The sequence below is a fragment of the Polaromonas sp. OV174 genome (assembly GCF_900112285.1).
In the GTDB taxonomy this organism is placed as follows: Bacteria; Pseudomonadota; Gammaproteobacteria; order Burkholderiales; family Burkholderiaceae_C; genus Polaromonas.
On sequence record NZ_FOKZ01000018.1, the window covers coordinates 1 to 24,707 of the forward strand.

At 61.3% G+C, this 24,707-nt stretch carries 25 protein-coding genes and 5 tRNA genes; 20 read left to right on the forward strand and 10 right to left on the reverse strand.

Annotated features, from left to right (window positions below; translation table 11 throughout):
• Window positions 1-128: 128 nt before the first annotated feature.
• A complete protein-coding gene (locus BM160_RS15510) occupies window positions 129-791 on the reverse strand; it encodes a YiaD family glycine zipper/OmpA-like lipoprotein (protein WP_092007084.1) in 663 nt (220 codons plus the stop codon).
• A gap of 246 nt (window positions 792-1,037) precedes the next feature.
• Here BM160_RS15510 and BM160_RS15515 point away from each other — a divergent pair, with 246 nt between their 5' ends.
• The 3 genes from BM160_RS15515 (at window position 1,038) to plsY (ending at window position 3,396) form a co-directional block, all read left to right on the forward strand.
• Window positions 1,038-2,099, forward strand: coding sequence for an aldo/keto reductase (locus tag BM160_RS15515; protein WP_092007085.1), 1,062 nt, complete (start codon window positions 1,038-1,040; stop codon window positions 2,097-2,099).
• A 123-nt stretch (window positions 2,100-2,222) separates the two neighbouring features.
• On the forward strand, window positions 2,223-2,714 hold the full coding sequence (locus BM160_RS15520; protein WP_092007086.1) for an aminoacyl-tRNA deacylase: 492 nt from the start codon (window positions 2,223-2,225) through the stop codon (window positions 2,712-2,714).
• Between the two features lie 34 nt (window positions 2,715-2,748).
• On the forward strand, window positions 2,749-3,396 hold the full coding sequence (gene plsY / locus BM160_RS15525; RefSeq protein WP_092007087.1) for a glycerol-3-phosphate 1-O-acyltransferase PlsY: 648 nt from the start codon (window positions 2,749-2,751) through the stop codon (window positions 3,394-3,396).
• 17 nt (window positions 3,397-3,413) lie between these two features.
• On the opposite strand, the gene BM160_RS15530 is transcribed toward plsY, so the two are convergent.
• The gene (locus tag BM160_RS15530) at window positions 3,414-4,049 is read right to left on the reverse strand and encodes a retropepsin-like aspartic protease family protein (RefSeq protein ID WP_092007088.1); all 636 of its coding nucleotides are present in this window, start codon (window positions 4,047-4,049) and stop codon (window positions 3,414-3,416) included.
• Window positions 4,050-4,151: 102 nt separating this feature from the next.
• The gene (locus BM160_RS15535) at window positions 4,152-4,637 is read right to left on the reverse strand and encodes a YajQ family cyclic di-GMP-binding protein (protein WP_092007089.1); all 486 of its coding nucleotides are present in this window, start codon (window positions 4,635-4,637) and stop codon (window positions 4,152-4,154) included.
• Window positions 4,638-4,691: 54 nt separating this feature from the next.
• Between BM160_RS15535 and murB the strand changes: the two genes are divergently transcribed.
• A complete protein-coding gene (gene murB, locus BM160_RS15540; RefSeq protein ID WP_092007090.1) occupies window positions 4,692-5,759 on the forward strand; it encodes a UDP-N-acetylmuramate dehydrogenase in 1,068 nt (355 codons plus the stop codon).
• A 116-nt stretch (window positions 5,760-5,875) separates the two neighbouring features.
• On the opposite strand, the gene argG is transcribed toward murB, so the two are convergent.
• A complete protein-coding gene (gene argG / locus BM160_RS15545) occupies window positions 5,876-7,216 on the reverse strand; it encodes an argininosuccinate synthase (RefSeq protein WP_092007091.1) in 1,341 nt (446 codons plus the stop codon).
• Window positions 7,217-7,233: 17 nt separating this feature from the next.
• Window positions 7,234-7,560: a pyrimidine/purine nucleoside phosphorylase gene (locus BM160_RS15550; protein WP_092007092.1), complete on the reverse strand. Its 327-nt coding sequence runs from the start codon at window positions 7,558-7,560 to the stop codon at window positions 7,234-7,236.
• A 183-nt stretch (window positions 7,561-7,743) separates the two neighbouring features.
• On the opposite strand from BM160_RS15550, the gene BM160_RS15555 reads away from it, so the two are divergent.
• Together BM160_RS15555 and BM160_RS15565 are read left to right on the forward strand one after the other, a co-directional pair.
• Entirely contained in the window at window positions 7,744-8,286 is a 543-nt protein-coding gene (locus BM160_RS15555; protein ID WP_255368948.1) for an RNA polymerase sigma factor, read from the forward strand.
• Between the two features lie 202 nt (window positions 8,287-8,488).
• Complete coding sequence (locus BM160_RS15565) at window positions 8,489-9,265, forward strand: anti-sigma factor (protein WP_092007095.1); 777 nt, start codon at window positions 8,489-8,491, stop codon at window positions 9,263-9,265.
• Window positions 9,266-9,319: 54 nt separating this feature from the next.
• On the opposite strand, the gene BM160_RS15570 is transcribed toward BM160_RS15565, so the two are convergent.
• The gene (locus BM160_RS15570; protein ID WP_092007096.1) at window positions 9,320-10,021 is read right to left on the reverse strand and encodes a glycine zipper 2TM domain-containing protein; all 702 of its coding nucleotides are present in this window, start codon (window positions 10,019-10,021) and stop codon (window positions 9,320-9,322) included.
• Between the two features lie 248 nt (window positions 10,022-10,269).
• On the reverse strand, window positions 10,270-10,614 hold the full coding sequence (locus tag BM160_RS15575; protein WP_092007097.1) for an ArsC family reductase: 345 nt from the start codon (window positions 10,612-10,614) through the stop codon (window positions 10,270-10,272).
• A gap of 245 nt (window positions 10,615-10,859) precedes the next feature.
• Between BM160_RS15575 and pip the strand changes: the two genes are divergently transcribed.
• Window positions 10,860-11,822 carry a prolyl aminopeptidase gene (pip, locus tag BM160_RS15580; RefSeq protein ID WP_092007098.1) on the forward strand — a complete coding sequence of 321 codons (963 nt, stop codon included), beginning with the start codon at window positions 10,860-10,862 and terminating at the stop codon, window positions 11,820-11,822.
• A gap of 22 nt (window positions 11,823-11,844) precedes the next feature.
• Here the strand turns inward: pip and BM160_RS15585 are convergent, their stop codons facing one another.
• Both BM160_RS15585 and BM160_RS15590 read right to left on the reverse strand, forming a co-directional pair.
• Window positions 11,845-13,599, reverse strand: coding sequence for an ATP-binding response regulator (locus BM160_RS15585; RefSeq protein WP_092007099.1), 1,755 nt, complete (start codon window positions 13,597-13,599; stop codon window positions 11,845-11,847).
• A gap of 14 nt (window positions 13,600-13,613) precedes the next feature.
• A complete protein-coding gene (locus BM160_RS15590; RefSeq protein ID WP_092007100.1) occupies window positions 13,614-14,216 on the reverse strand; it encodes a response regulator transcription factor in 603 nt (200 codons plus the stop codon).
• A gap of 103 nt (window positions 14,217-14,319) precedes the next feature.
• On the opposite strand from BM160_RS15590, the gene BM160_RS15595 reads away from it, so the two are divergent.
• The 13 genes from BM160_RS15595 to BM160_RS15655 all read left to right on the forward strand — a co-directional run bounded on the left by BM160_RS15595 (window position 14,320) and on the right by BM160_RS15655 (window position 22,963).
• Window positions 14,320-14,646, forward strand: a complete 327-nt coding sequence (locus BM160_RS15595) for a DUF805 domain-containing protein (protein WP_369821794.1) — start codon at window positions 14,320-14,322, stop codon at window positions 14,644-14,646.
• A gap of 60 nt (window positions 14,647-14,706) precedes the next feature.
• Window positions 14,707-15,075 carry a hypothetical protein gene (locus BM160_RS15600; RefSeq protein ID WP_092007102.1) on the forward strand — a complete coding sequence of 123 codons (369 nt, stop codon included), beginning with the start codon at window positions 14,707-14,709 and terminating at the stop codon, window positions 15,073-15,075.
• Between the two features lie 174 nt (window positions 15,076-15,249).
• Entirely contained in the window at window positions 15,250-16,560 is a 1,311-nt protein-coding gene (folC, locus tag BM160_RS15605) for a bifunctional tetrahydrofolate synthase/dihydrofolate synthase (protein WP_092007103.1), read from the forward strand.
• 76 nt (window positions 16,561-16,636) lie between these two features.
• Window positions 16,637-17,458 (forward strand): SPOR domain-containing protein, encoded by an 822-nt coding sequence (locus tag BM160_RS15610; RefSeq protein WP_092007104.1) that lies wholly within the window; start codon window positions 16,637-16,639, stop codon window positions 17,456-17,458.
• Between the two features lie 15 nt (window positions 17,459-17,473).
• Entirely contained in the window at window positions 17,474-17,959 is a 486-nt protein-coding gene (locus BM160_RS15615) for a CvpA family protein (protein ID WP_092007105.1), read from the forward strand.
• Window positions 17,960-18,006: 47 nt separating this feature from the next.
• Window positions 18,007-19,524, forward strand: a complete 1,518-nt coding sequence (gene purF, locus BM160_RS15620; protein WP_092007106.1) for an amidophosphoribosyltransferase — start codon at window positions 18,007-18,009, stop codon at window positions 19,522-19,524.
• Window positions 19,524-20,741 carry an O-succinylhomoserine sulfhydrylase gene (locus BM160_RS15625; protein WP_369821795.1) on the forward strand — a complete coding sequence of 406 codons (1,218 nt, stop codon included), beginning with the start codon at window positions 19,524-19,526 and terminating at the stop codon, window positions 20,739-20,741. The genes purF and BM160_RS15625 overlap by 1 nt, the downstream gene beginning before the upstream one ends.
• The gene (gene gltX / locus BM160_RS15630; RefSeq protein ID WP_092007107.1) at window positions 20,738-22,132 is read left to right on the forward strand and encodes a glutamate--tRNA ligase; all 1,395 of its coding nucleotides are present in this window, start codon (window positions 20,738-20,740) and stop codon (window positions 22,130-22,132) included. Before BM160_RS15625 ends, gltX begins: the two co-directional genes overlap by 4 nt.
• 70 nt (window positions 22,133-22,202) lie before the next feature.
• Window positions 22,203-22,278: transfer RNA gene (locus BM160_RS15635), tRNA-Ala, on the forward strand.
• A gap of 67 nt (window positions 22,279-22,345) precedes the next feature.
• Window positions 22,346-22,421 (forward strand) — tRNA-Glu (locus tag BM160_RS15640).
• A gap of 77 nt (window positions 22,422-22,498) precedes the next feature.
• Window positions 22,499-22,575: transfer RNA gene (locus BM160_RS15645), tRNA-Asp, on the forward strand.
• A gap of 158 nt (window positions 22,576-22,733) precedes the next feature.
• Window positions 22,734-22,809, forward strand: a tRNA-Glu gene (locus BM160_RS15650).
• A gap of 77 nt (window positions 22,810-22,886) precedes the next feature.
• Window positions 22,887-22,963 (forward strand) — tRNA-Asp (locus BM160_RS15655).
• Window positions 22,964-23,255: 292 nt separating this feature from the next.
• Here BM160_RS15655 and BM160_RS15660 read toward each other — a convergent pair.
• Window positions 23,256-24,707: a bifunctional 2-methylcitrate dehydratase/aconitate hydratase gene (locus BM160_RS15660; protein ID WP_092007164.1), complete on the reverse strand. Its 1,452-nt coding sequence runs from the start codon at window positions 24,705-24,707 to the stop codon at window positions 23,256-23,258.

Genomic DNA, 24,707 nt, shown 5'->3' on the forward strand with positions numbered 1-24,707 from the left:
AAAAAGCTCGACAAATGAAAAAGGGAACGTGTTGAACACGTTCCCTTTTTACCTTCCTTTGGCTTCGTCAGCTCTTAACTGACTGGCATTGACCCGAGGGTGCTTTTTTAGCGAAGCGAGGCGCCGCTTCAGCGGGCAGCAGATTGCTCGGCGACGTAAATCTCGACGCGACGGTTTTTGCTGCGACCGGCTGGTGTGCTGTTGTCGGCCACCGGCTCGCGCGAACCGCGGCCGTCAGTGGCAATGCGCTGAGCCGCCACGCCGCGGCTGACCAGGTAGTCACGGGCTGCATTGGCACGGTCAAACGACAGCGGGTTGTTGATGGCGTCAGAGCCGGTGCTGTCGGTGTGGCCAATGATGGTGACCGTGGTGATGGGATTCTGGTTCAGGCTGCTCGCAAAATGGGTCAGGATGGGAGCGAAGTTGGACTTGATGGCGGCGCGGCCTACATCAAAGGACACATCGCTGGGGATGTCCAGCTTCAGGCGGTTATCGGGCGTCTGGCTGACGGCTACGCCGGTGCCCGCCGTGGCTTGCTCCATCGCGGCTTTCTGGTCCTGCATTTTCTTGGACCAGATGTAGCCGCCGCCGGCGCCCAGGGCTCCGCCGAGTACCGCGCCGGTGGCCGCGCCTTTGGAGCCATTCGTGGCCGCTCCCAGCAGCGCGCCTGCGACGGCGCCTATGCCGGCGCCCTTGGCCGTGCCTTGCTGGGTTTCACTCATGTTGGCGCAGCCTGACAGCAGGCCAAGGCTCAAGGCAACGCAGGTCAGGGATGAGAGTAGGGGCTTCATGGTGAGTTCTCCTGGTAAGGGTTTGAAATGACGATTAAACACATGCCGTTGAACAACTGAGACAGCTTGGCATGTAAGCTTTGACGAATAAAGCTTACTGCATCCCTATGGTATCCATTTGTAAGCCAATGGCGCGTTTTGCGCTTGGCTGCTGACCATGCAGCTCAGCCTTTAAACTTGTTGATTCTTGATGCCGTGCAGAAGTAGCGCGCGGTTTTTATAAAAAATATTTTCAATTCCACAGACATGAATAAAGTTCAACTCGGCTCCAGTGATCTGCAGGTAACGTCGGTTTGTCTGGGCACCATGACGTTTGGCGAACAGGTCAATGAGACCACGGCGCATGCCATTTTGGATCGTTCGCTGCAACGTGGCGTCAACTTCCTGGATACGGCAGAAATGTATGCGGTACCGGCGCGCGCCGAAACCTTTGGCGCGACGGAAACCATCATCGGCAACTGGTTGGCGAAAAATCCCGGTGCACGCCAGCAACTGGTGCTTGCCACCAAGGTGGCCGGCCCCTCGCGCGGCATGCCCTGGGTACGCGAAGGCAGTGGCATGACGGCCCAAGACATCGTCAACTCCTGCGAGGCCAGCTTGAAACGCCTGCAGACCGAGACCATTGACCTGTACCAGATTCACTGGCCCGAGCGCCATGTGCCGGCTTTTGGCACCTTGTATTACGACCCGTCCAAGGAAAAGTCTGCGACGTCCATCCACGAACAACTCGACGCCTTGGGCGGTCTGGTCAAGGCCGGCAAGGTGCGTGCGATTGGCCTGTCCAACGAAACACCTTACGGCGTGCACGAGTTTGTGCGCCTGGCCGAGCAGCATGGCTTGCCGCGTGTGGCCACGGTGCAAAACCCCTATTGCCTGATCAACCGCACGGTGGAAAACGGCCTGGATGAAACCATGCACCGCCTGGGCGTTTCGCTGCTGGCCTATTCACCGCTGGGTTTTGGCCTGCTGACCGGCAAATACGATGTGTCCGGCACCGAAGGCCCTGACGCGCCCAAGGGCGCGCGAATTTCAGGCTACGAGTCGGTGCGCAAGCAGCGCTGGGGCCGTCCCGAAGCGCTGGTCGCAGCGCGGCGCTACAACGCCCTGGCGCGCGCGCATGGCCTGACGCCCACGCAATTGGCCTTGGCGTTTTGCTACACCAAGTGGCAGGTGGCTAGCACCATCATTGGCGTGACATCTGTGGCCCAGCTCGATGAAGACCTGGATGCCTACGGTACAACCTTGTCTGCCGAAGTGCTGGCGGAGATTGACAGGATTCGCTGGGAAGCCCGCGACCCGGCCCTGTAAACCCCACACATGTCTTGGCACCCATGATCCCCGAATTGCAAGTTCGAGCCGTGGAACCGGCTTTGCCGGGCCACAGGCGGGCGACCCCCTCGGGGGGCAGGGAGCTACACGAAGTGAGCGACCGTGGGGGCTAAAAATCACGTCAGTGAGACTCCGGCCACGCAATGGCTCAAAGCCCACCAGGTGGCCTTCACTGAGCACCCCTATGAATACCTTGAGCATGGCGGTGCGCAACACAGTGCCCAGGTGCTGGGCTTTGATCCTTTCACTGTTGTCAAGACGCTGGTGATGCAGGATCAGGACGCCAAACCCTTGCTGGTGCTGATGCATGGCAATCGCAAGGTGTCGACCAAAAACCTGGCGCGCCAGATCGGCGCCAAATCGGTTGAGCCCTGCAAGCCCGAAGTCGCCAACCGGCATAGCGGTTACCTGGTCGGCGGTACCTCGCCCTTTGGCACGCGCAAGGCCATGCCGGTCTATATCGAGGACAGCATTCTGGCCCTGCCTAAAATCGTCATCAATGGTGGCCGGCGTGGCTACCTGGTTGGTATTGACCCGCAGGTCTGCGTTGCGCTGCTGGGGGCAAAATCGGTGCAGTGCGCACTGATTGAATAAGCACAAAAACAATGGATAAGAAGGGGAGAACACTTTGATTTACGCCTACTCAATTGCTGCCACGCTGCTGGCCTATCTGCTTGGCTCGCTGTCGTTTGCCGTCATCGTCAGCAAGTCTCTGGGCCTGCAAGACCCGCGCAGCTATGGCAGCAAAAACCCGGGCGCCACCAATGTGCTGCGTTCAGGCAGCAAGGTGGCGGCGGTGACCACGCTGTTTCTCGATGGCCTGAAGGGCTGGCTGCCGGTGGTGCTGGTCAAGTGGTTTGGGGCTGACTATGGCTTGGGCGATGGCACGGTGGCGGCGGTCGGGCTGGCGGCTTTCCTGGGCCATTTGTATCCGGTGTTTTTTCAGTTCAAAGGCGGCAAGGGCGTTGCCACGGCGGCTGGCGTGCTGCTGGGCATCAGCTGGATTCTGGGCCTGGCCACCTTGCTGACCTGGCTGATCGTGGCTTATTTCTCGCGCTATTCCTCGCTGGCCTCGTTGGCCGCGGCGGTCTTTGCGCCGCTCTATTACCTGTTCGGGGACCGGGCCGCTTGGTATGTCGACAAAATCATCCTGATGGCCATGGTGCTCATCAGTGCGCTGCTGATTTATCGCCACCGCGAGAACATCAACAAGCTGCTAAAGGGGACTGAATCGAAACTCGGCGCTGCCAAGGCGCAGGGAAAAAAGCCGGGCTAATCGCGGCGAAAAGCGCTTCAGTAGCGCTTGTCCAGCGTCATCACATTGTTTTCACGCTTCATCTGAAAGCGTGTCAAAAAGCTGTTGCCCAGCAGCAGGTAATGCATGGGCTGGGGCGTGACGACGGCGTCCACGTCAAACACCTCCACATCGCCCACCCGCACTGAATTGAGCTTGACTCGATAGCCCTGGGTAATGCCATTGGCCGTGGACATGCGCACCGGCTGGCCGTTTTTGTAGCTGATGCCGGCGCGCTCGGCGTCCTGCATGCTCATGGCGACACTGGTGGCGCCGGTATCGACCATGAATTGCACGGCGCGGCCATTGATTTGTCCGGCCGTCATGAAGTGGCCGCCGCTACTTTCGGTGAGCACGATACGGGTGCCGCGCCCGGCACTGACGCTATTGCTCAGGCTGACGGGGGATTCACCGACCCGCAGCGTCTGGCGTTTACCGGATTGCTCGATGACGGCCTGCTCGCCCGAGGTGGAGATGACCTTTACGCCCTGATACGTCTCGCCGGCAGCCACGGACTTGGGTGCGCCGCCATCGACCACCAGCAAAGCCTTGCTGCCCATCATGCCGGCCAGCATGACCGACTGGGCATTGGCCGCACCATGCGATAAGCCGAGCACACCCAGCAAAATCGTCATGTGCGCGGCGGCGAAGGTGCGCCGCGCCGGGCCGCCCCAAGCAAGCACAGCCCCCTCGGGGGGCAGCGCAGTACGCGAAGCGACCAGCGTGGGGGCCATGTTTTAGTCTCTGAAGTTGTCGAAACTCAAGGGCAGATCCTTGATGTCGCTACGTATCAAGGCCATGGCCGCTTGCAGGTCGTCACGCTTGGCGCCTGTCACGCGAACCTTGCCGTCCTGGATGGAGGCTTGCACCTTCATCTTGCTGCCCTTGATGAGCTGCTGGATTTTCTTGGCTTGTTCGGTGTCAATGCCGTCGCGCACCTTTGTGACCTGCTTGACCCGGTCGCCGCCAATTTTTTCGACCTTGCCAATATCGAGAAAGCGCACATCCACGCCGGCCTTGGCGAGCTTGTTGCGCAGGATTTCGTGGATCTGGTCGATCTGGAAATCACCATCGCCAATCAAGGTGATCTCCTTGTCTTTCAGTTCAATGGCGGCAGACGTTCCCTTGAAGTCAAAACGGGTGCCGATTTCCTTGCCGGTGTTTTCAACGGCGTTTTTCATCTTGACCATATCGGTTTCAAGAACGGTATCAAATGTAGGCATGATTTTGGCTTTGCTAAGAAAAGAGGGGTAACCCGGGGGTGAGACAATCCCGAGATGTTAGTCGAGAAAAACGTTCCCCTCCAGTCATCCAACACCTTTGGCATCATGGCCAAGGCGCTCACCCTGGTCCGGGTTGGCAGCGAAGCCGATATTGCCGCCGTGCTGCAGGATGCCAGCCTGGCCGCCCAGCCCAAGTTTGTCCTGGGCGGCGGCAGCAACATCGTGCTGACCGGCGATGTCAAGGCCCTGGTGCTCAAGGTCGAGATCATGGGCAAGCGCCTGCTCCGCGAGACCGACAAGGCCTGGATCATAGAAGCCGGCGCCGGGGAAAACTGGCACGAACTGGTCAGCTGGACGCTGCAAATGGGCTACCCCGGCCTGGAAAACCTGGCGCTGATTCCGGGCACCGTCGGTGCCTCGCCGGTGCAAAACATAGGCGCTTACGGCGTGGAGCTGCAAGACCGCTTTGAGTCGCTTGACGCCGTGGATTTGACGACCGGCCAGCCCTTCACGCTCAATGCCGCGCAATGCGCTTTTGGCTACCGCGATTCCGTCTTCAAGCACGCCAGCCAAGCCGGTGAAGCGGCTGGCGCGCAGGCCCTGGGTCTGGCGCACAGAACGCTGATTACCCGGGTGCGCTTTTCCCTGCCCAAGCAGTGGAAGCCCGTGCTGGGCTATGCGGATATAGAGAAAAAGATGCTGCAGTCCAATGTGGACAAGCCTAGTGCGCTACAGATTTATGAGTGGATTTGCGAGGTTCGCAAGGTCAAGCTGCCCGATCCGCAAGTCGTAGGCAATGCCGGCAGCTTCTTCAAGAACCCCACCGTCTCGCCCGAGCAGTGCGCCGACATCATTCAGCGCGAGCCCAAGATCGTGCACTATCACCTGGCTGACGGCTCGGTCAAGCTGGCCGCCGGCTGGCTGATTGACGCCTGCGGCTGGAAGGGCAAGTCCATAGGCAACGCCGGCGTTTATGAAAAACAGGCGCTGGTGCTGGTGAATCGCGGCGGCACCAGCAACCCGGTGACGGGCGGCGAGGTGATGACCCTGGCCAAGGCGATACAGACCAGTGTCTACGAGCGCTTTGGCATCCGGCTGGAACCCGAGCCGGTGGTGGTGTGAGCCTCTGAAGGCATCTGAAAGCCCCGCGCCCATGAAAAAGCCACCCTGGGGTGGCTTCTTTTTTGATAGCTGCCAGCGCTTACTGCATAAGGGCTAGCGGCTGATTTGGCTTGAAATTACGACTTGTCGTCGCTGCCCAGCTGCGCCAGCGCGGCATTACCGCCCAGCGACAGCAGGCCGGCCTTGGCGTAGATGCCCAGCTTGGCGCGTGTGTCCACGATGTCCAGATTGCGCATGGTCAGCTGACCGATGCGGTCCAGTGGCGAGAACGGCGCGTCTTCCACCTTTTCCATGGACAGGCGCTCGGGGTGGTAAGTCAGGTTGGGCGACTCGGTGTTGAGCAGCGAGTAGTCGTTGCCGCGGCGCAGCTCCAGGGTGACGGTGCCGGTGACGGCGCGTGCCACCCAGCGCTGGGCGGTTTCGCGCAGCATGATGGCTTGCGGGTCGAACCAGCGACCCTGGTAGAGCAGGCGGCCCAATTTCAGGCCGTTCATGCGGTACTGCTCAATGGTGTCTTCGTTGTGGATGCCGGTCACCAGGCGCTCGTAGGCGATGTGCAGCAGCGCCAGGCCGGGGGCTTCGTAGATGCCGCGGCTCTTGGCTTCGATGATGCGGTTTTCGATCTGGTCGCTCATGCCCAGGCCGTGGCGGCCGCCGATGCGGTTGGCTTCCAGGATCAGTGCCACCGGGTCGCTGAACTCGACGCCGTTCAGCGCCACGGGCTGGCCTTCTTCAAAGCGCACCGAGACTTCTTCGGCCTTGACGGCGACTTCTTCCTTCCAGAACGCCACGCCCATGATGGGGTTGACGATGCGGATGCCGCTGTTCAGGAACTCCAGGTCTTTGGCCTCGTGCGTGGCGCCCAGCATGTTGGAGTCGGTCGAGTAGGCCTTTTCGGCGCTCATCTTGTAGCCAAAGCCATGCTGCGTCATGAAGGCCGACATTTCGGAGCGGCCGCCCAGCTCGTCGATGAAGAGCTGGTCCAGCCAGGGCTTGTAGATCTTCAGCGCGGGGTTGGTCAGCAGGCCGTAGCGATAGAAGCGCTCGATGTCGTTGCCCTTGAAGGTGCTGCCGTCGCCCCAGATATGGACGTCGTCTTCCTTCATCGCGGCCACCAGCATGGTGCCGGTGACGGCACGGCCCAGGGGCGTGGTGTTGAAGTAGGTGATGCCGCCGGTGCTGATGTGAAAGGCACCGGCCTGCAGCGCGGCAATGCCTTCGTTGGCCAGCTGCGTGCGGCAGTCGATCAGGCGCGCTTTTTCAGCGCCGTATTCCATCGCCTTGCGCGGAATTTCGTCGTAGTCGGGCTCGTCGGGCTGGCCCAGGTTGGCGGTGTAGGCGTAGGGTGTCGCGCCCTTGAGTTTCATCCAGTGCAGGGCTGCGCTGGTATCAAGGCCGCCGGAAAAGGCGATGCCGACTTTCTGGCCGATGGGAAGGTTCTGAAGAATGGTGCTCATGGCGGGATTCCTGGGGATCAACCGAAGTGACAGATGTAGTGGTAGGCCGCGAAACCTTCGGCCACGCGGATGTCGAATTTGGCGTTGCCGGGCACGCTGAATTTTTCGCCTTCCGACGATTTCACCCAGCTGTCGCTGCCGGCCAGCTTGTACTCGCAGGCGCCGCCCACGCATTCCATGATTTCGGGCGCGCCGGTGTTAAAGGTCAGGGTGGCTGGCAGGATCACGCCCACCGATTTTTGGGTGCCATCGGCAAACGTGAGGCCATGGCTCACGCATTTGCCGTCAAAGTACACATTGGCTTTGGTGGTGACACTGATGTTGTCGATTTTTTCGGTAGTCATGGGTGTTTTGATAAACAGGAAAAAAAGGGGTAGCCAGCGACCGGCGCGGGAATCAGTAATTTTAGGCTACCCCGCGCACGCGGCCGCCCGGCCGGCGAATCCATTGGGCGATTTGGGCCGTATTAGATAACATGCTTGGCAATGACATCCCATCAATCAGACAACCCGGACGGAGCATTGATCATGCTGATTGACCGTGTGGCCCTGGCCGACGAGGCCGCGCTCCGGGAGCTCTACGAGCTGACGTCGTCCAAGCTCTACGGTTTGGCGGTGCGCGTGGTGGGCAATCGTGAATGGGCGCAAGACGTGTTGCAGGAGGCCTATCTGAACATCTGGCGAATTGCTGGCGACTACCGCGCCACGCTGTCGCCGCCCATGGCCTGGATGGGGCTGGTGGTACGCAGCCGCGGCCTTGATTTTTTACGCCGCCGCGCTACCGAGCGTGCGGACCGGATGCAGGAACTCGATGCGCTGATTTCGGACACCGTGGCGGGGGATTCACCCAATCCCATGGACACGACGCAGGCCAGCGAGCAGGCCTGGGCCTTGCACCAGTGTCTGAGCCAGTTGGAGAACAAGCAGCGCGAAGTGGTGAGCCTGGCCTATCTGCGCGATCTGAGCCATGGTGAGCTGGCTGCGCAGCTCAAGCTGCCGCTGGGCACCGTGAAAACCTGGATTCGCCGGGGATTGGAACAATTGCGCGGCTGCATGGCGAGGTTTGTATGACAAATAGAGCCCCCATGCTCGTCGCTACGCGTACTTCGCTGCCCCCCGAGGGGACTGTGCTTGCTTGGGGCGGCCCGGCGCGGCGCACTCTGGCCCCCATGCTCGTCGCTTCGCGTACCGCGCTGCCCCCGAGGGGGCGCATTTCGCCTTGGGGCGGCCCGGCGGCGAAACCGCTGTTCTAAAGTCGGTCGCTTAGTTCACCATGAATATTCAAAACAACCCGGCCTTGATGGAGCAACTGGCGGCCAGTTATGCGCTGGGCACCTTGCGCGGTGGCGCGCGGCGCCGCTTTGAAACGCTGGCGCGTGATAACGCCAGCCTGCGTGCAGCGGCGCTGATCTGGCAAAGCCGGCTGGCCTCGGTGGCTGAGCTGCAAGCGCAAGAGGCGCCCAGCCCGGCCGTCTGGACGCGCATCGAAAACCTCGTTCGGGCTGACAAACAGGCGCAAGCCACGCAGGCCGCACGCGCACCGGCCAAGCTTGCGCGCGGCGGCTGGAGTAGCCTGGGCTGGTGGCGCGGCGCGGCCGCCGCGGGGGCTTTTGCCACAGTCGTCGCCGTAGCAACGGGGCTGAACCTGAACACGCAATTGCGCGGGCAGGTGCAGGAGTTGAGCGCCCAGCTTTCCGCCACCCCGGACATTCAATACGTGGCCGTGCTGGCAGACGACAAGGCGGCGGCCTCCATGCTGGTCACCTTTGATCCGAAAAACAAGACCTTGCTGCTCAAGCGCGTCGGTGCTTTTCAAGAGCAGCCCGACAAGTCCCTGCAGTTGTGGGCCTTGCCGCCAGGCGCCGGACCCAGATCACTGGGCGTACTGGGCGCCGAGCCGGTGATTCGCCTGAGCGCGGACGGCAGCGATGTCCGCAATGTGCCCATGCTGGCCATCAGCCTGGAGCCCAAGGGCGGCGTGCCGCCGGGCAGGGGCCCAAGCGGGCCGGTGCTGTTTAAGGGCGCGCTGATTCAGACGCCGGCGCTTTAATTCTGCTGACGTAAAAAAAGGGGCTTTCAGCCCCTTTTTGATTCCATGAATGGCTTAGCGCCAGTGACCGCGGTGACCACCCCCAAAACCTCGGCTGTAACCGAAATTCAGCGAAAGCCCTATGGGCGGGTAATAAGGTGCGTAATACGAGGGGCCGTAGTAAGCCGGGTAGACCACGGGCGCGGCCACCACGGTTTGCGTGTAGACCGGTTGCGGCATCGGCTGGGCATAGGCTTGGGGCTGAGCCTGCTGCGGCGCTGGCATGGCGCCCACGGGGGTTACCTGCAGCCGCACATAAGGGCCGGGATCGGTGGCCATTTGCGCGTTGTATTGCGTGCCCTGGTATTCATACACCACGTTGTAGTGGCTGGGGCGGTTTTCGTAATAGGTCTGGGTGCTGCACTGCTGCACGTTCTGCACCTGGCTATTGCTGCCTTCGATGCGGTCGCCCATCATGGCGCCGCCCACCACGCCGAGTACCGTGGCCGCAGCGCGGCCGCCGCCACTGCCAATGGCATTGCCGACAGCGCCCCCTGCCAGCGCACCCATCAGGGCGCCAGCGCCAGAGCTGGGGGCTTGCGTGATGACGGGCTGGTTGTTGCAGACCTGCCGGGGCACGGCTACTTGCTGCACCACCGGCGTGCTGGAGATGACTCTGGCCAGAATGTCTGTGGCCGCCGATGCCGGCACGGCGGCCAGCGCGGCGGCGGCGGTGACGCCGGCTCCGACCAGGGTTTTAACAAGTGTGTTTTTCATGATGCAAGCTCCTTTAACGGCCCATTGCCTGTGGTCAAGCCTGATGGCGGGCCTTTTCCCGCGTTGCGGGTGGCGGCGCCATCGCCGCAGCTGACGGTTGCTGATTTTAGTAAGTCAGAGCCGCTTCGGGGCGCAAAGTTCGTTTATTCGACTGTAAAGCTGTCTTTTTGTGCGCTTTACCTACGCTTTGCCTGCGGTTTACCGATGTGGTTTTAGGCCGAAAAAGCAGCGCCCGCATGGGGCTGGATTCAGAGTTTCGTGGCCCAGGCCGCAGCCTCGAAGCCGACCGTGATGTCCTGGCCCCAATTGACCACCGGGCGTTTGATGACGCTGGGCTGGGCCTGCATCAATGCCTGGGCGCTGGCGCTGTCCACCACGGCGGCCTGCACGGCAGGCTCCAGCTTGCGCCAGGTCGTGCCCTTGCGGTTGAGCAGCTTTTCCCAGCCGACGGCCTGCGCCCAGAGCGCCAGTGGTTCTGCCGGCACGCCTTGCTTTTTGAAATCATGAAATTCGTAGCTCTGTCCGTGCTCGCTAAGCCAGCTGCGGGCTTTTTTGACGGTGTCGCAATTGGGAATGCCGTAAAGAATGATCATCCGGCGATTTTCGCATGTTTTAGATGAAATAGGCCTCTAGCCCAATTGCATAGGGCGCAAGCAGCTATCAATTAAATAGCGTTTGAGGCCTTGGCTGAATCGGCACCCGGGCGCGGGGCTGCAGAACCGGACGCAAGCGGGGAATAATCCGCTCCAGCAAGGTGCTCAGGCATGGCCCGGCGCACCCGTCGCCGCCGATTCCGGCAGCGACGACGCTTGCTTCGCTTTCTTTCATGGAGTGCCCAATGACTGCTTCGATAGCCCCCACCGCCAGCCTCTATCCGCCCATAGAGCCTTTTCGCACCGGCGTGCTGGAGACCGGCGACGGCCACGAGATTTACTGGGAGCTGTGCGGCAATCCGGCCGGCAAGCCGGCGGTTTTCCTGCACGGCGGGCCGGGCGCGGGCTGCTCGCCCGATCACCGCCGGCTGTTTGACCCCGAGCGCTATTGCGTGCTGCTGTTCGACCAGCGCGGTTGCGGCCGCTCCCGCCCCAGCGCCTCGCTGGACAACAACACGACCTGGCATCTGGTCGCCGACATCGAGCGGCTGCGCAAGCTGCTGGGCGTGGAGCGCTGGCTGGTGTTTGGCGGCTCCTGGGGCAGCACGCTGGCGCTGGCTTACGCGCAGACGCACACGGCGCGCGTTTCTGAGTTGGTCGTGCGCGGCATCTTCACGCTGCGGCGCGCCGAGTTGCTCTGGTATTACCAGGAGGGCGCTTCCTGGCTGTTTCCTGAGCTGTGGGAGGGCTTTGTGGCGCCGATTCCGCCGGCCGAGCGTGGCGACCTGATGGCGGCTTACCGCCAGCGCCTGCTGAGCCAAGACAGTGCCGAGCAACTGGAGGCGGCCCGGGCCTGGAGCTTGTGGGAAGGCCAGACCCTGACGCTGCTGCCGGATGCTGCTTCGGCGGCCAAGCATGGCGGCGACGACTTCGCGCTGGCTTTCTCGCGCATAGAAAACCACTACTTTGTGCATGCCGGCTGGCTGGAGGAGGGGCAACTGATACGCGACGCGGGCAAGCTCGCCGGGATTCCCGGCATCATCGTGCAAGGGCGCTACGACGTCTGCACGCCGGCCAAAACCGCCTGGGAACTGCATCGCGCCTGGCCGCAGGCGGAGTTTCACGTGGTGGCCGATGCTGGACACGCCTATAACGAGCCGGGCATTCTGAGCCAGCTGATCGCCGCCACCGACCGCTTCGCGCGCTAAGAGCGGCCGGCGCCACTCCTTTTCAGGGCGGCAATATCGTGACCAGCGCCCGGTACAGATGGCTGGGCGTGATGGGTTTGTGCAGCAGCGCAATGCCGCTGGCCTTCGCCTCGCGCAATCGATCGGGGGCGGTGTCGCCGGTGATCAGCAGCGCCGGCAGATCGTTGCCCAGTAAGGCGCGCAAGGCGGCAATGGCCTCGATGCCGGTGCGTTTTTCGCGCAGCCGGTAGTCGCTGATCACCAGGTCCGGCGCCTGCTGCGTCGCCAACACCAGTGCTTGTTCAATCGATTCCGCGGCCTCGCATTCACAGCCCCAGTCGCGCAGCAGATGGAGCATGGCAGTGCGCACGGTTTCGTCGTCGTCAATCACCAGCGCGCGGGCGCCCAGCATCTGCGGCTTGCCGTGTTCTACGCTGCTTGCTTCTATGGGCAATGTGTCGGTGATGGGCAAAACCAGCCGGAATACGCTGCCGCGATGCAGGGTAGACGCCAGCGACAGGCCGTGCCCCAAGGTGCGCGCCAGGCCGTCGGCGATGGCCAGCCCCAGGCCCAGCCCCTTGTGGCGATCCCGTTCCGGATTGCCCAATTGGTGAAACTCGCGGAATACCTCGCCTTGCTGCGATGCTTCAATGCCTATGCCGGTGTCCCAGACTTCCAGCACGGCGTGGCCGCCACGTTTGCGGCAAGCCACCAGCAGTCCGCCGTGGCGGGTGTAGTTGATGGCGTTCGCAACCAGGTTGCGCAAAATCAGTTCCACCAGGGCCGGATCGGACAACACGGCCCATGTGTTCTCGCGGGAGCGATAACTCAGGCCCCTGGCATCGGCTTGGGGCTCGAATTCCCGCTCTATCTTGTTGAGCAGCGGTTGCAAGCGGAAGGCCCGCTGCTGCGGCTCGATCACGCCGGCTTCAATGCGTGAAAAGTCGAGCAGGGTATTGAGCATTTCGGCCGAAGCATGGCTGGCGCTGCCTACGCAGGCCACCAGTTCGCGCTGGTGCGGGGAGAGTTCCGTGCGTGAGAGCACGTCCAGGAACAAGCCCTGGGCGTGAATCGGCTGGCGCAGGTCATGGCTGGCCGCAGCGAGGAATTTTGATTTGGCGGCATTGCTGTGTTCAGCTTCGCGACGGGCGCCTTGCGCCACCAGGGTTTCCCGGCGCAGTTTTTCCATCAACTCGGTATTTTCGAAGCGCAGCTCAATCGTGGTGCGCGCGGCCCGGGCGCTGCTGCGTGCCTGGTCAACCAGCGAGACGAGGTAGAGCAGGCAGACCAGGCCCAGGGCGTGGTAGGCCGAGTCGTCCGTCAACCACAGCTTCAAGGCCACGATGGACACCGCCGGAACCACGAAGGCAAAGAACACCGGCAGCACTGCCGATTGCGTTGACACCGCGCCGCCCGCCATGCCGGCGATCACGGCAATGGCCAGGATGCGTCCTGCCAGCGAGGCGGTATCGAAGGTGATCCAGACCAGGGCGCCCCAGATCACCCCTGAAACGGCGCGTTGCGCGACCAGCGCCCAGACGATGCGGTGCGCCAGCCTGATCCGGGTGATGCCAGTGAGGTGCTTGCGCGCATAGTGAAAGGCGAACAGGTTCGCCAGTATGGCGCCCGCGCACCAGGTCCTCAGCGCCGTGGCATTGCTGTCGTTGGACAAGGAGAAAAGCACCAGCACTGCCAATAGGCATATAGGGGCGACGGTGCTTCCTACGTTGCCCAGCACCAAGCGCAGTTGCTCCACCAGGATGCGGCTTTCCGCAAAGCGTTGCGCGTTAGCCTTCATGCGGCACAGGCATCTCAGCCAATCAGGCCTTGCTGACGCGCAGCCACCACCGCCTCGGCGCGGCTGACCACCTGAAAGAACTCCAGAATGTCCTGCACATGCCTGCGAACGGTGTTGTTCGAGAGCGACAGCTGGCGCGCAATGAGTTTGTTCGAGAGTCCCTGGTGCAGCAGATCCAGCACGTCACACTGGCGCGGCGTCAGACGCCGTTCGGCGAGGCTGCTGTCGGCCGGGGGCAGCTTGTCAAAGTGGCCGTCCAAAACCAGAAGGATGGCCTCGATGATTTTTTCAGCCGTTTCCGCCTTCGAGACAAAACCGGCGGCGCCGCGTTCCAGGGCCAGGCGGGTGGTTTGTGGCTCATCCAGCGAAGACAGCATCAGGATAGGTGTCAGTGGCCATTGGCGCTGGAGCAGTGCAATGCCTTCCATGCCGCTCAAGCCGTTGAGTTTGATGTCCAGCAATACCAGGTCCACCTGATCCGGCGCATGGCTGGTCGCTTCGTTGATGGAGGCGGCTTCAAGGATTTTTGTGCCTGGCAGGGCGGCGCGTATCACCATGCTGATGCCCGAGCGGAACATGGCATGGTCGTCAATCAACAAAATAGAGGGCGCAGGCATGAGGGCAATTTGAACACGATGATTTCAATTTCATATGGTCCTTGAGGACCATATGAAATTTCTCTGACGATTCGTAGACTGCGTCCTGTTCGAAACCCAACCTTTGGAAAAAATCATGACGTTCTTCGATGCTGTCGCTACCTGTCTGAAAAAATTTGCGACCTTCAGTGGCCGAGCAAGCCGCTCGGAATACTGGTGGTTCGTGTTGTTCTTCACGTTGATCCTGACGGCCAGCGCCTTGGTGCACGAGTGGGGTGTGCTAGTTGCCCTGGCTGTGCTTCTTTTGCCGCTGACGGCCGCCGCCACCCGCCGCCTGCATGACACCGGCCGCAGCGGCTGGTTTCAGTTGCTCAACCTGGTCCCGCTGGGCAATTTGTACGTGCTGTACCTCCAGGTCCAGCAAGGCTCACCGATCAACAACCGGTTCTGATAGCCGTACTTTGCGCGCTTGATTATTTGTTCGAATCCTTAAGCTCTTTAAATACGCATCATGAAAATTGCTAAGCATGTTTTGTTCGCGTCTACGCTGGCCTCGCTGATGGTGAGTGCTTCCGCGCTTGCCGGCGATGCGGATTTCACCCTGCTCAATCGCACCGGTGTGGCGTTGCGTGAAATCTATATCTCGCCGGCTAACCGGGACTCATGGGGCAATGACCGCATGGGCGACGGCATCCTGGACAACGGCAAGTCGCGTCTTTTCAAGTTCTCTGACAAGAGCGCCTGCAAACAGGACCTGAAAGTTGTTTTTGACGATGATTCGGGTGACGTGGTCTGGAAAGGCTTTGACCTGTGTGAAATCGACAAGGTCACCCTTAAATTCAATAAAAGCACCCGCTCCGCGACGGCCGATATTGAATAGCTTGAAATGGACGGGTGTTGACACACCCTTTTGAGGGCCATGCCGCTCAGGCTTGACTGAGCGCATTGTCCAGGGGGGCGCATTGAAGCCAGGCCAGGGCGATGAGCCGCTTGAGGCCGGAAGATACCGTTCGCGCTGTCAGGTTGTCAGGCTACGGCGACAATACGGGCCTGTATGAAAAACTTGCAAACCCTGGACGACTGGCTGGCCTACTGTGAGGGCCTGCACCCGAAAAGCATAGACATGGGGCTGGAGCGCGTCAAAGCCGTGGCCCAGCGCATGGGCTTGGCCTTTGCCTGCCCCGTCATCACGGTGGCCGGCACCAACGGCAAGGGCTCGACCTGCGCCATGCTGGAAGCCATCTTGCTGCAGTCCGGCTATCGCACCGGCGTCTTCACTTCGCCGCACCTGGTGCACTTTGAAGAGCGCTGCCGGGTCCGTGGCGATATCGTTGGCGCTACTGATTTGATAGCTTCTTTCGCCCGTGTTGAAAGGGCTAGAGTCGAAAATGATGCTGAAATAACGCTCACCTACTTTGAATTCACCACCCTGGCCATCCTGCAGCTGCTGGCCGATGCCAATCTGGATGTCGTGATTCTGGAGGTCGGCCTGGGCGGGCGCCTGGACGCCGTCAACATCATCGACACCGACTGCGCCGTGATCACCAGCATTGATCTGGATCACATGGAATTTTTGGGCAACGACCGCGAAAGCATAGGCCGAGAAAAAGCCGGCATCATGCGCGCCGGCAAGCCGGTGATCGTCAGCGACCCCGTGCCGCCGCAAAGCATCATTGACCATGCCGCCGAGTTGGGCGCCGATCTGTGGCGTTTCGGCCAGGACTTCAATTTCTCCGGCGACAAACAGCAATGGGGCTGGGCCGGCCGCGGCCGGCGTTATGCCGGGCTGGCCTATCCGGCGCTGCGCGGCGCCAACCAACTGGTCAACGCCTCGGGCGTGCTGGCGGCGCTGACCGCTCTGCGCGATCGCCTGCCGGTCACGGCCCAGTCCGTGCGCAACGGCCTGTCCATGGTGGAGTTGCCGGGGCGCTTCCAGATCGTGCCCGGCCAGCCGACGCTGGTGCTGGACGTGGCGCACAACCCGCATTCTGTGGCGGCGCTGACCGAAAACCTCGATGCCATGGGCTTTTACCCCTGCACCCATGCCGTCTTCGGTGCCATGGCCGACAAGGATGTGGCGCCCATGCTGGCGCGGATCGGGCCGCTCATTGATAAATGGTATTTCACCGACCTGCCGACGCCGCGGGCGGCCAGTGGCGAAGACTTGCGCGCCAAATGGCAGGCCCAGCAAATCCGGCCGGAAGTGATTGCCAACGCTTACAAAAGCCCCGAAGAGGCCTTGCAAGCGGCCGTCAAGGCGGCAGACCCCGCTGATAGAATTGTCGTATTCGGATCGTTTTACACGGTGGGCGGTATCTTGAAGGACGGCGTGCCGCGTCTTTCGGCACCGCACCTGGCCGCCTGAAGCCGGACAGAACGGTCTGACCTGTAGCAGGGAAGGCCGACAGCCCACGCCAACCTTTAACGGATTCAAGCCACACATGCCGTTTTTCAACCTCCGCCGGGGCGGCGCCAAGTCCGCCCCCGTTGCCGGGCCAGCCACTCCACCGGAAAGCGTGGACGTCATACGAAAACGCGCCAAGCACCGACTGATAGGCACCGTGGTGCTGGTGCTGATAGGTGTGCTGGGCTTTCCCCTGCTGTTCGATACCCAGCCGCGGCCGATTGCGGTGGATATCCCGATTGAAATTCCCGCCAAAAATGCCGTCAAGCCGCTGGTCATGCCGGCCCCGGTGGCCGTGACCGCGCCGGCCAGCCCGGCAGTGGCCGCGCCGACGGAAAAAGTGGCGGCCGCTGCCAGTTTGGCGCCCAAGGAAGAAATTGTAGTGTCAAAACCAGCTCTGCCCCAGGTGGTACCTGCGCAGATTGCTATCAAAACAGAAGCGAAGCCTGAGCCAAAAGTCGAAGCCAAACTGGAAGCCAAAGTAGAAACCAAGTCGCCCGTCAAGGTCGAGGCTAAACCGGCTCCCAAGCCGGCGGTGCCGGCCGGTGACGATGGCGCGCGTGCCAATGCCCTGCTCAATGGCGGCACGGCCGTGGCGGCCGCGCCCAAGGCAGCGGCCACCGATGTCGAGGGCCGCATGGTGGTGCAGGTGGGGGCTTTCGCCGATCCGGCCAAGGCGCACGAAGCGCGCGTGAAGCTGGAAAAAGCCGGCCTCAAGACCTACACCCAGGTGGCCGAAACCAAGGATGGCAAGCGCATTCGGGTTCGCGTCGGGCCGTTTGCCAGCAAGGCCGATGCGGAAAAGGCGGCCAAGAAAATCAAGGCGCTGGATTTGTCGGCCGCCATCCTCAGCCTTTAAGCAACTGGCAGATTCGTGACGGTGCTTGATTGGGTTTTGTTGGGGGTATTGTTTTTTTCCATGCTGCTGGGCGCCTGGCGTGGATTGGTCTACGAGGTTTTGTCGGTGCTGGGCTGGGCGCTGTCGTTTTATCTGGCCCAGTGGTTTGCGCCCCAGGTGGCGACCTGGCTGCCGCTGCAGTCGGCCAGTGAGCCGGTGCGTTATGCGGCGGCCTTTGTACTGGTTTTTATTGCCGCGGTATTTGCCGCCGGCCTGCTGGCTTTTTTGGTCAAGAAGCTGATCGAGGCTATCGGCTTGCGGCCGGTGGATCGCCTGCTGGGTGCGGCTTTTGGCGTGCTGCGCGGCGTGATTTTGGTGCTGGTGGCGACCGTCGTGATGGACATGACGGCGCTCAAGTCCAGCGACTGGTGGCAGGAGTCCAGAGGGGCAGCCTTGGCGACGGCCACGCTTTCCGGCCTCAAACCCATGCTGCCGGAGCAGTTTGCCAAGTACCTGAATTAATTGTTTGAAATTATGTTTAAGAGTCAACACATCATGATCGGAATACCATGTGCGGGATAGTCGGCGTCGTCAGCAAAGCCCCTGTTAATCAGCTGATTTATGACGGCTTGCTGCTGCTGCAGCACCGTGGCCAGGATGCCGCCGGCATCGTGACGCAGCAAGGTCGCAAGTTCTACATGCACAAGGCCAAGGGCATGGTGCGCGACGTGTTCCGTACGCGCAATATGCGTGCCTTGCCGGGCAATGTCGGTCTGGGCCAGGTGCGTTATCCGACCGCCGGCAATGCCTTCAGCGAGGACGAGGCGCAGCCGTTTTATGTCAATGCGCCGTTTGGTCTGGTGCTGTCGCACAACGGCAATCTGACCAACGCGGCCGAGCTCAAGGCCGAGCTGTTCAATACCGACCACCGTCACATCAACACCGACAGCGACTCCGAAGTGCTGCTCAACGTGCTGGCGCACGAGTTGGAGAAGACCACGCGTGGCCTGCCGCTCAAGGCGGCCGATGTGTTTGCCGCGGTGCGTGGCGTGCACAAGCGTGTCAAGGGTTCTTACGCCGTGGTGGCGCTGATCGCCGGCCACGGTTTGCTGGCGTTTCGCGATCCGTTTGGCATTCGTCCGCTGTGTATTGGCCACGGTGAAAATGAAGGCGGGAAAACCGTCATGGTGGCCAGCGAGTCGGTGGCCCTGGAAGGCACGTCGCACCAGTTCGAGCGCGACATTGCGCCTGGCGAAGCGGTGTTTGTCGACATGGACGGTGGGGTGCACGCCGAGCAATGCGCCGAGAAATCCCAGCTCAAGCCCTGTATTTTTGAATTTGTCTACCTGGCACGCCCCGATTCCGTGCTGGATGGCATCTCCGTCTACCAGGCTCGCTTGAACCTCGGCGAGACGCTGGCCAAGCGCGTGATCTCCACGGTGCCGCCCAACGAGATCGACGTGATCATTCCGATTCCCGAGTCCAGCCGTCCCAGCGCCACGCAGCTGGCGCACCTGCTGGGCATTCCCTACCGCGAAGGCTTTGTCAAAAATCGCTACGTCGGCCGCACCTTCATCATGCCGGGCCAGGGCGTGCGCAAGAAATCCGTGCGCCAAAAGCTCAACGTGATTGCCAGCGAGTTCAAGGGCCGCAATGTGCTCTTGGTCGATGACTCCATCGTGCGCGGCACCACCAGCCGCGAGATCGTGCAGATGGCGCGCGACGCCGGCGCGCGCAAGGTCTACCTGGCCAGCGCGGCGCCGCCGGTTCGCTATCCCAATGTCTACGGCATAGACATGCCCACCTCGGCCGAGCTGGTGGCGCACAACCGCAGCGTTGAGGAAATCCGCGTGGCGATTGGCTGTGACGCGCTGATTTACCAGGACGTGGACGGCATGAAGCGTGCCATCGGCGCGCTCAATGACAAGCTGGACGGCTTTGATGCCTCTTGTTTCGACGGCGTTTACATCACCGGCGACATCACCCCTGAAACCATTGAAAAAATGAATGCACAGCGGGTGGACACCAGCGAAGAGGGCGGCGTGGACGTTTCCCGCCTGGCGCTGCCCAACCCGGAAGAGGTTTGATGATGAGCGCCAGGAAATTGCCTGAGAATTTGCACCGCGACACACTGGCCGTTCGCGCCGGCATTGAAAGCAGCCAGTACGGCGAGAACTCGGAGGCGCTGTATCTGACCAGCGGCTTTGTCCAGCCCGACGCCGAAACCTCGGCGCGCCGCTTTGCCGGTACCGAGCAGGGCTTTACTTACTCCCGCACCGCGAATCCGACGGTGGCCGGCTTCGAGCAGCGCCTGGCGGCCATGGAAGGCACGGAGGCCGCCGTTGCTGCGTCCAGCGGCATGGGCGCTATTCTGATGATGGGCATGGGCTTGCTCAAGGCCGGCGATCATGTGGTGTGCTCGCAGTCGGTGTTTGGCTCGACGCTCAATCTGTTCGGCAAGGAGTTCGCCAAGTTCGGCGTCGAAACCACCTTTGTCTCGCAGACCGACATTGCACAATGGCGCGCCGCCATGCGCCCGACCACCAAGCTGCTGTTTGCCGAGACGCCGACCAATCCGCTGACCGAGGTCTGCGACATCCGGGCCTTGGCCGATATTGCCCATGAGGGTGGCGCTCTGCTGGCCGTTGACAACTGCTTCTGTTCGCCCGCCTTGCAGCGGCCGACCGAACTGGGCGCCGACCTGGTCATCCATTCGGGCACCAAATACCTTGATGGACAGGGTCGGGTCATGGCGGGGGCGATTTGCGGTCCGTCCAAGCTGATCGTCGATGTGTTCGGCCCCATTGTGCGTACCGCAGGCATGGTGTTGGCACCTTTCAATGCCTGGGTCGTGCTCAAGGGCATGGAAACCCTGCGCATCCGCATGCTGGCGCAAAGCGCCAGTGCGCTGGCCATCGCGCAGTGGCTGGAGGCGCATCCCGCCGTGGCGCGTGTGCACTACCCCGGTCTGGCTTCGCATCCTCAGCATGAGTTGGCCATGCGTCAGCAATCTGACTTAGGGGGTGCCGTGGTGTCTTTCGACGTGCGCGGCAGCGACCCGGAGACGGCGCGAGCCAACGCCTTTCACGTGATTGACAGCACGCAGGTGGTGAGCATTGCCACCAATCTGGGCGATACCAAATCCATCATCACCCATCCGGCGACCACCTCGCACGGCCGCCTCACCGAAGTCCAGCGCCAGGCCGCCGGCATCGGTCAGGGCCTGATCCGCTTTGCGGTCGGGCTGGAATATATAGACGACTTGAAGGCCGACCTCGCGCGCGGCCTGGACACTCTGGCATGACACAAAAAACACGTACCCGATTTGCGCCTTCGCCGACTGGCTTTATTCACCTTGGCAACATCCGTTCGGCGCTGTACCCATGGGCTTTTGCCCGCGCTACCGGCGGCGATTTCATCTTGCGCATTGAAGACACCGACCTGGAGCGCTCCAGCCAGGCAGCGGTCGATGTGATCATCGAAGGCATGCGCTGGTTGGGCCTGGACTACGACGAAGGCCCGTTCTACCAGATGCAGCGCATGGATCGCTACAAGGCCGTGCTGGCCGAATTGCAGGCCGCCGGCCAAGTCTATCCTTGCTACATGAGTGTGGCGGAGCTCGATGCCCTGCGCGAAAAGCAGATGGCCGCCAAGGAAAAGCCGCGCTACGACGGCACCTGGCGCCCGGCGCCCGGCAAGACGCTGCCGCCGGTGCCCGCAGGCGTGCAGCCGGTGCTGCGCTTCATGAACCCGCAAAGTGGCAGCGTGGTCTGGGACGACAAGGTCAAGGGTCGCATCGAGATCAGCAATGACGAGCTTGATGACCTGGTCATCGCTCGGCCCGATGGCACGCCGACCTATAACTTCTGCGTCGTCGTTGACGACATCGATATGGGCATGACCCATGTGATACGCGGCGACGACCATGTCAACAACACGCCGCGTCAGATCAACATCTTCCGCGCGCTGGGCAAGGATGTGCCGGTCTATGCGCATCTGCCAACCGTGCTCAATGAGCAGGGCGAGAAGATGAGCAAGCGCAACGGCGCCAAGCCGGTGACGCAGTATGCCGCCGAAGGTTATCTGCCAGACGCCATGGTGAACTACCTGGCACGCCTGGGCTGGAGCCATGGCGACGACGAAATCTTTAGCCGTGAGCAATTCCTGCAGTGGTTCAACCTGGATCACCTGGGCAAGAGCGCCGCGCAGTTCGACGAGGCCAAGCTGCGCTGGGTCAATGCCCAGCACCTCAAGGCCATGGCCGACGACAAGCTGGCCGAATTGGTGCTGCCATTTTTGGCGACCCTGGGTGTCACGGGGCTGGATGCCAGCTGGTTGGCACGCGGCTGTGCTTTGTTCAAAGACCGCTGCAGCACCTTGGTCGAGCTGGCCGGCTGGCTGCAGTTGCTGGTGACGGGCGGACAGCCGAGCGCGCAAGACATCAGCACCCATGTGACCGATGCGGTACGACCCGCCCTGGCCAAGCTGGCCGAGGCCCTGGCGGGCTGCGAATGGAACAAGGCGGCGATTGCTGCGGCGATCAAGCAGGTGCTTCTGGATGCCGGCCTGAAGATGCCGCAACTGGCCATGCCGGTGCGCGTACTGGTGATGGGAACGCCGCAAACCCCTTCGCTGGATGCGGCGCTGGAACTCATGGCCAAAGAAAAAGTGATCGATAAATTGAATTTAATTTGAAAAACTCAAAAGGGCCGAATTTTGTCGCTATAATTTGAGGCTCGACAGGTTGTTAAGTAATTAACGACAGGGGGGTATAGCTCAGCTGGGAGAGCGCTTGCATGGCATGCAAGAGGTCATCGGTTCGATCCCGTTTACCTCCACCAAGTCGAACAGTTTTAGAAGAGTTTTTGGCAGGTCTTAAAAAGCCTGCTCCGGAAGTTCCAAGGTTTTGACCCTATCGTCTAGAGGCCTAGGACACTACCCTTTCACGGTAGGTACCGGGGTTCGAATCCCCGTAGGGTCGCCAAGATTTTGTGCAGCGATGCACGAAGACAAGGCACAAGAAGTTAGCACTTGGCTCGAAAGAGCAAACGCTATCTACCAGGAGTGGTAGTTCAGTTGGTTAGAATACCGGCCTGTCACGCCGGGGGTCGCGGGTTCGAGTCCCGTCCACTCCGCCAGTACATAAGAGCTTGCTGCTATGAAAATGGAAGCAAGCTCTTTTTAATTCCTCCACTTTGAAGTGGGTTTGATCAGCAAGTTGCGCTGCCAATCCTTAACAAAGTTGAAGCGGTTTTGGCAGGTCTTAAAAAGCCTGCTCCGGAAGTTCCAAGGTTTTGACCCTATCGTCTAGAGGCCTAGGACACTACCCTTTCACGGTAGGTACCGGGGTTCGAATCCCCGTAGGGTCGCCAAGATTTTGTGCAGCAATGCACGAAGACAAGGCACAAGAAGTTAGCACTTGGCTCGAAAGAGCGAACGCTATCTACCAGGAGTGGTAGTTCAGTTGGTTAGAATACCGGCCTGTCACGCCGGGGGTCGCGGGTTCGAGTCCCGTCCGCTCCGCCAAAATACGAAAGCCGTTGCAAGTTGATTGCAACGGCTTTTTCGTTTTTGCGTTACACGGTTTGGGTTTTGCTAGCAGTTTTGGTGGCAAAAAATGCTCACTTTCCCATCGATAGGCTTTGCCCCATAGCGGCAAACTCCATCGCGCGCTCAAGATGTCTGCTTTGAGTGCTTAGCAAAGCGGTAGATGCGTTTCAAACTCAGATGACGCAGCACGCCAGAGTACGCAGAGCCAAATGAATATCAATGCGACGCCCGAGGCGGTACCTAGCTTCGGGCGCCTTCTGAAACCACCTCAGATCACATACAAGTCCACATAGTCGTTGACCGCCATGGCATCAAGCTGTTGCGGGTCCAGGCTGACCTCGGCGATGCGTTCCTGCTGCTTCTTGGGAAAGCGCCGTGCCAGGTTGGTGCGGAACTTGGCTTCAAGCAGGGGCAGGCCATCGACGCGGCGGCGTTTGTGGCCTATCGGGTACTCGACCACGATTTCGGGCAGCACGGTGCCGTCCTTAAGCTCGACCGTCATGGCATTGGCGATGCTGCGCTTATCGGGGTCGTGATAGTCCCTGGTGAACTGCGGGTCCTCGACACAGCTGATCTTGTCGCGCAGGGCATCGATGCGCGGGTCGGCGGCGATCTGGTCTTCGTAGTCGGCGGCGGTGAGGCGACCGTGAATCAGCGGCACCGCCACCATGTACTGGATGCAGTGGTCGCGGTCGGCCGGATTGTTCAGTGGGCCTTTCTTGTCGATGATGCGCAGGCAGGCTTCGTGGGTGCGAATCGTCACGCGCTGTATGTCGTCGCTGGTCTTGTTCAATGCGGCGAGTTGTCCGCGCAGCGTCATCGCGGCCTCGACCGCCGTCTGGCTGTGGAACTCGGCCGGGTAGCTGATCTTGAACAGCACATGCTCCATCACGTAGCTGCCGTAGGGGCGCTGGAACTTGAAGGGCTGGCCTTTGAACGACACGTCGTAAAAACCCCAGGTCTTGGCGCTCAGCACACTCGGGTAACCGATCTCGCCGGTTTTGGCGATCAGTGCCAGGCGCACCGCGCGGCTGGTGGCGTCGCCGGCGGCCCAGCTCTTGCGCGAGCCGGTGTTGGGCGCATGGCGGTAGGTGCGCAGCGCCTGTCCGTCCAGCCAGGCCAGCGACACCGCGTTGATGATTTCGTCGCGGCTCAGGCCCAGCATGTGTGCGACCACCGCGGTGGAGGCCACCTTGACCAGCACCACATGGTCCAGGCCCACCTTGTTGAAGGAGTTTTCCAGCGCAATCACGCCCTGGATTTCGTGCGCCTTGATCATCGCTGTGAGCACGTCGCGCATGGGCAATGGTTTTTTGCCCGCCGCGACGGCCTGTCGGCTCAGCCAGTCGGCAGTGGCCAGGATGCCGCTCAGGTTGTCGCTGGGGTGGCCCCATTCGGCGGCCAGCCAGCAGTCGTTGAAGTCCAGCCAGCGGATCATGGTGCCGATGTTGAAGGCGGCCGCGACCGGGTCGAGCTGGAATTGCGTGCCTGGCACTTTGGCACCGTGGGGCACCACGGTGCCGGGCACCACGGGCCCGAGCAGCTTGGTGCAGGCCGGGTATTCAAGGGCTTCGAGGCCGCAACCCAGAGTGTCGATCAGGCAGGTGCGCGCGGTGTCATAAGCGAGCGGGCTGTCGATGATGTATTGGCTGACGTAGTCGGCGATATCGACCAGCACCTGGTCGGGCTGGGGGCGGACGTTGGAGATGGAATCTGACAT

Bases quoted from the DNA above. Each gene is read 5' to 3' on its own strand.
- BM160_RS15510 (WP_092007084.1), bottom strand. From the start codon at position 791: ATGAAGCCCCTACTCTCATCCCTGACCTGCGTTGCCTTGAGCCTTGGC.
- BM160_RS15515 (WP_092007085.1), top strand. From the start codon at position 1,038: ATGAATAAAGTTCAACTCGGCTCCAGTGATCTGCAGGTAACGTCGGTT.
- BM160_RS15530 (WP_092007088.1), bottom strand. From the start codon at position 4,049: ATGACGATTTTGCTGGGTGTGCTCGGCTTATCGCATGGTGCGGCCAAT.
- BM160_RS15535 (WP_092007089.1), bottom strand. From the start codon at position 4,637: ATGCCTACATTTGATACCGTTCTTGAAACCGATATGGTCAAGATGAAA.
- murB (WP_092007090.1), top strand. From the start codon at position 4,692: ATGTTAGTCGAGAAAAACGTTCCCCTCCAGTCATCCAACACCTTTGGC.
- argG (WP_092007091.1), bottom strand. From the start codon at position 7,216: ATGAGCACCATTCTTCAGAACCTTCCCATCGGCCAGAAAGTCGGCATC.
- BM160_RS15550 (WP_092007092.1), bottom strand. From the start codon at position 7,560: ATGACTACCGAAAAAATCGACAACATCAGTGTCACCACCAAAGCCAAT.
- BM160_RS15555 (WP_255368948.1), top strand. From the start codon at position 7,744: ATGCTGATTGACCGTGTGGCCCTGGCCGACGAGGCCGCGCTCCGGGAG.
- BM160_RS15565 (WP_092007095.1), top strand. From the start codon at position 8,489: ATGAATATTCAAAACAACCCGGCCTTGATGGAGCAACTGGCGGCCAGT.
- BM160_RS15570 (WP_092007096.1), bottom strand. From the start codon at position 10,021: ATGAAAAACACACTTGTTAAAACCCTGGTCGGAGCCGGCGTCACCGCC.
- BM160_RS15575 (WP_092007097.1), bottom strand. From the start codon at position 10,614: ATGATCATTCTTTACGGCATTCCCAATTGCGACACCGTCAAAAAAGCC.
- pip (WP_092007098.1), top strand. From the start codon at position 10,860: ATGACTGCTTCGATAGCCCCCACCGCCAGCCTCTATCCGCCCATAGAG.
- BM160_RS15585 (WP_092007099.1), bottom strand. From the start codon at position 13,599: ATGAAGGCTAACGCGCAACGCTTTGCGGAAAGCCGCATCCTGGTGGAG.
- BM160_RS15590 (WP_092007100.1), bottom strand. From the start codon at position 14,216: ATGCCTGCGCCCTCTATTTTGTTGATTGACGACCATGCCATGTTCCGC.
- BM160_RS15600 (WP_092007102.1), top strand. From the start codon at position 14,707: ATGAAAATTGCTAAGCATGTTTTGTTCGCGTCTACGCTGGCCTCGCTG.
- folC (WP_092007103.1), top strand. From the start codon at position 15,250: ATGAAAAACTTGCAAACCCTGGACGACTGGCTGGCCTACTGTGAGGGC.
- BM160_RS15610 (WP_092007104.1), top strand. From the start codon at position 16,637: ATGCCGTTTTTCAACCTCCGCCGGGGCGGCGCCAAGTCCGCCCCCGTT.
- purF (WP_092007106.1), top strand. From the start codon at position 18,007: ATGTGCGGGATAGTCGGCGTCGTCAGCAAAGCCCCTGTTAATCAGCTG.
- BM160_RS15625 (WP_369821795.1), top strand. From the start codon at position 19,524: ATGATGAGCGCCAGGAAATTGCCTGAGAATTTGCACCGCGACACACTG.
- gltX (WP_092007107.1), top strand. From the start codon at position 20,738: ATGACACAAAAAACACGTACCCGATTTGCGCCTTCGCCGACTGGCTTT.
- BM160_RS15660 (WP_092007164.1), bottom strand. From the start codon at position 24,707: ATGTCAGATTCCATCTCCAACGTCCGCCCCCAGCCCGACCAGGTGCTG.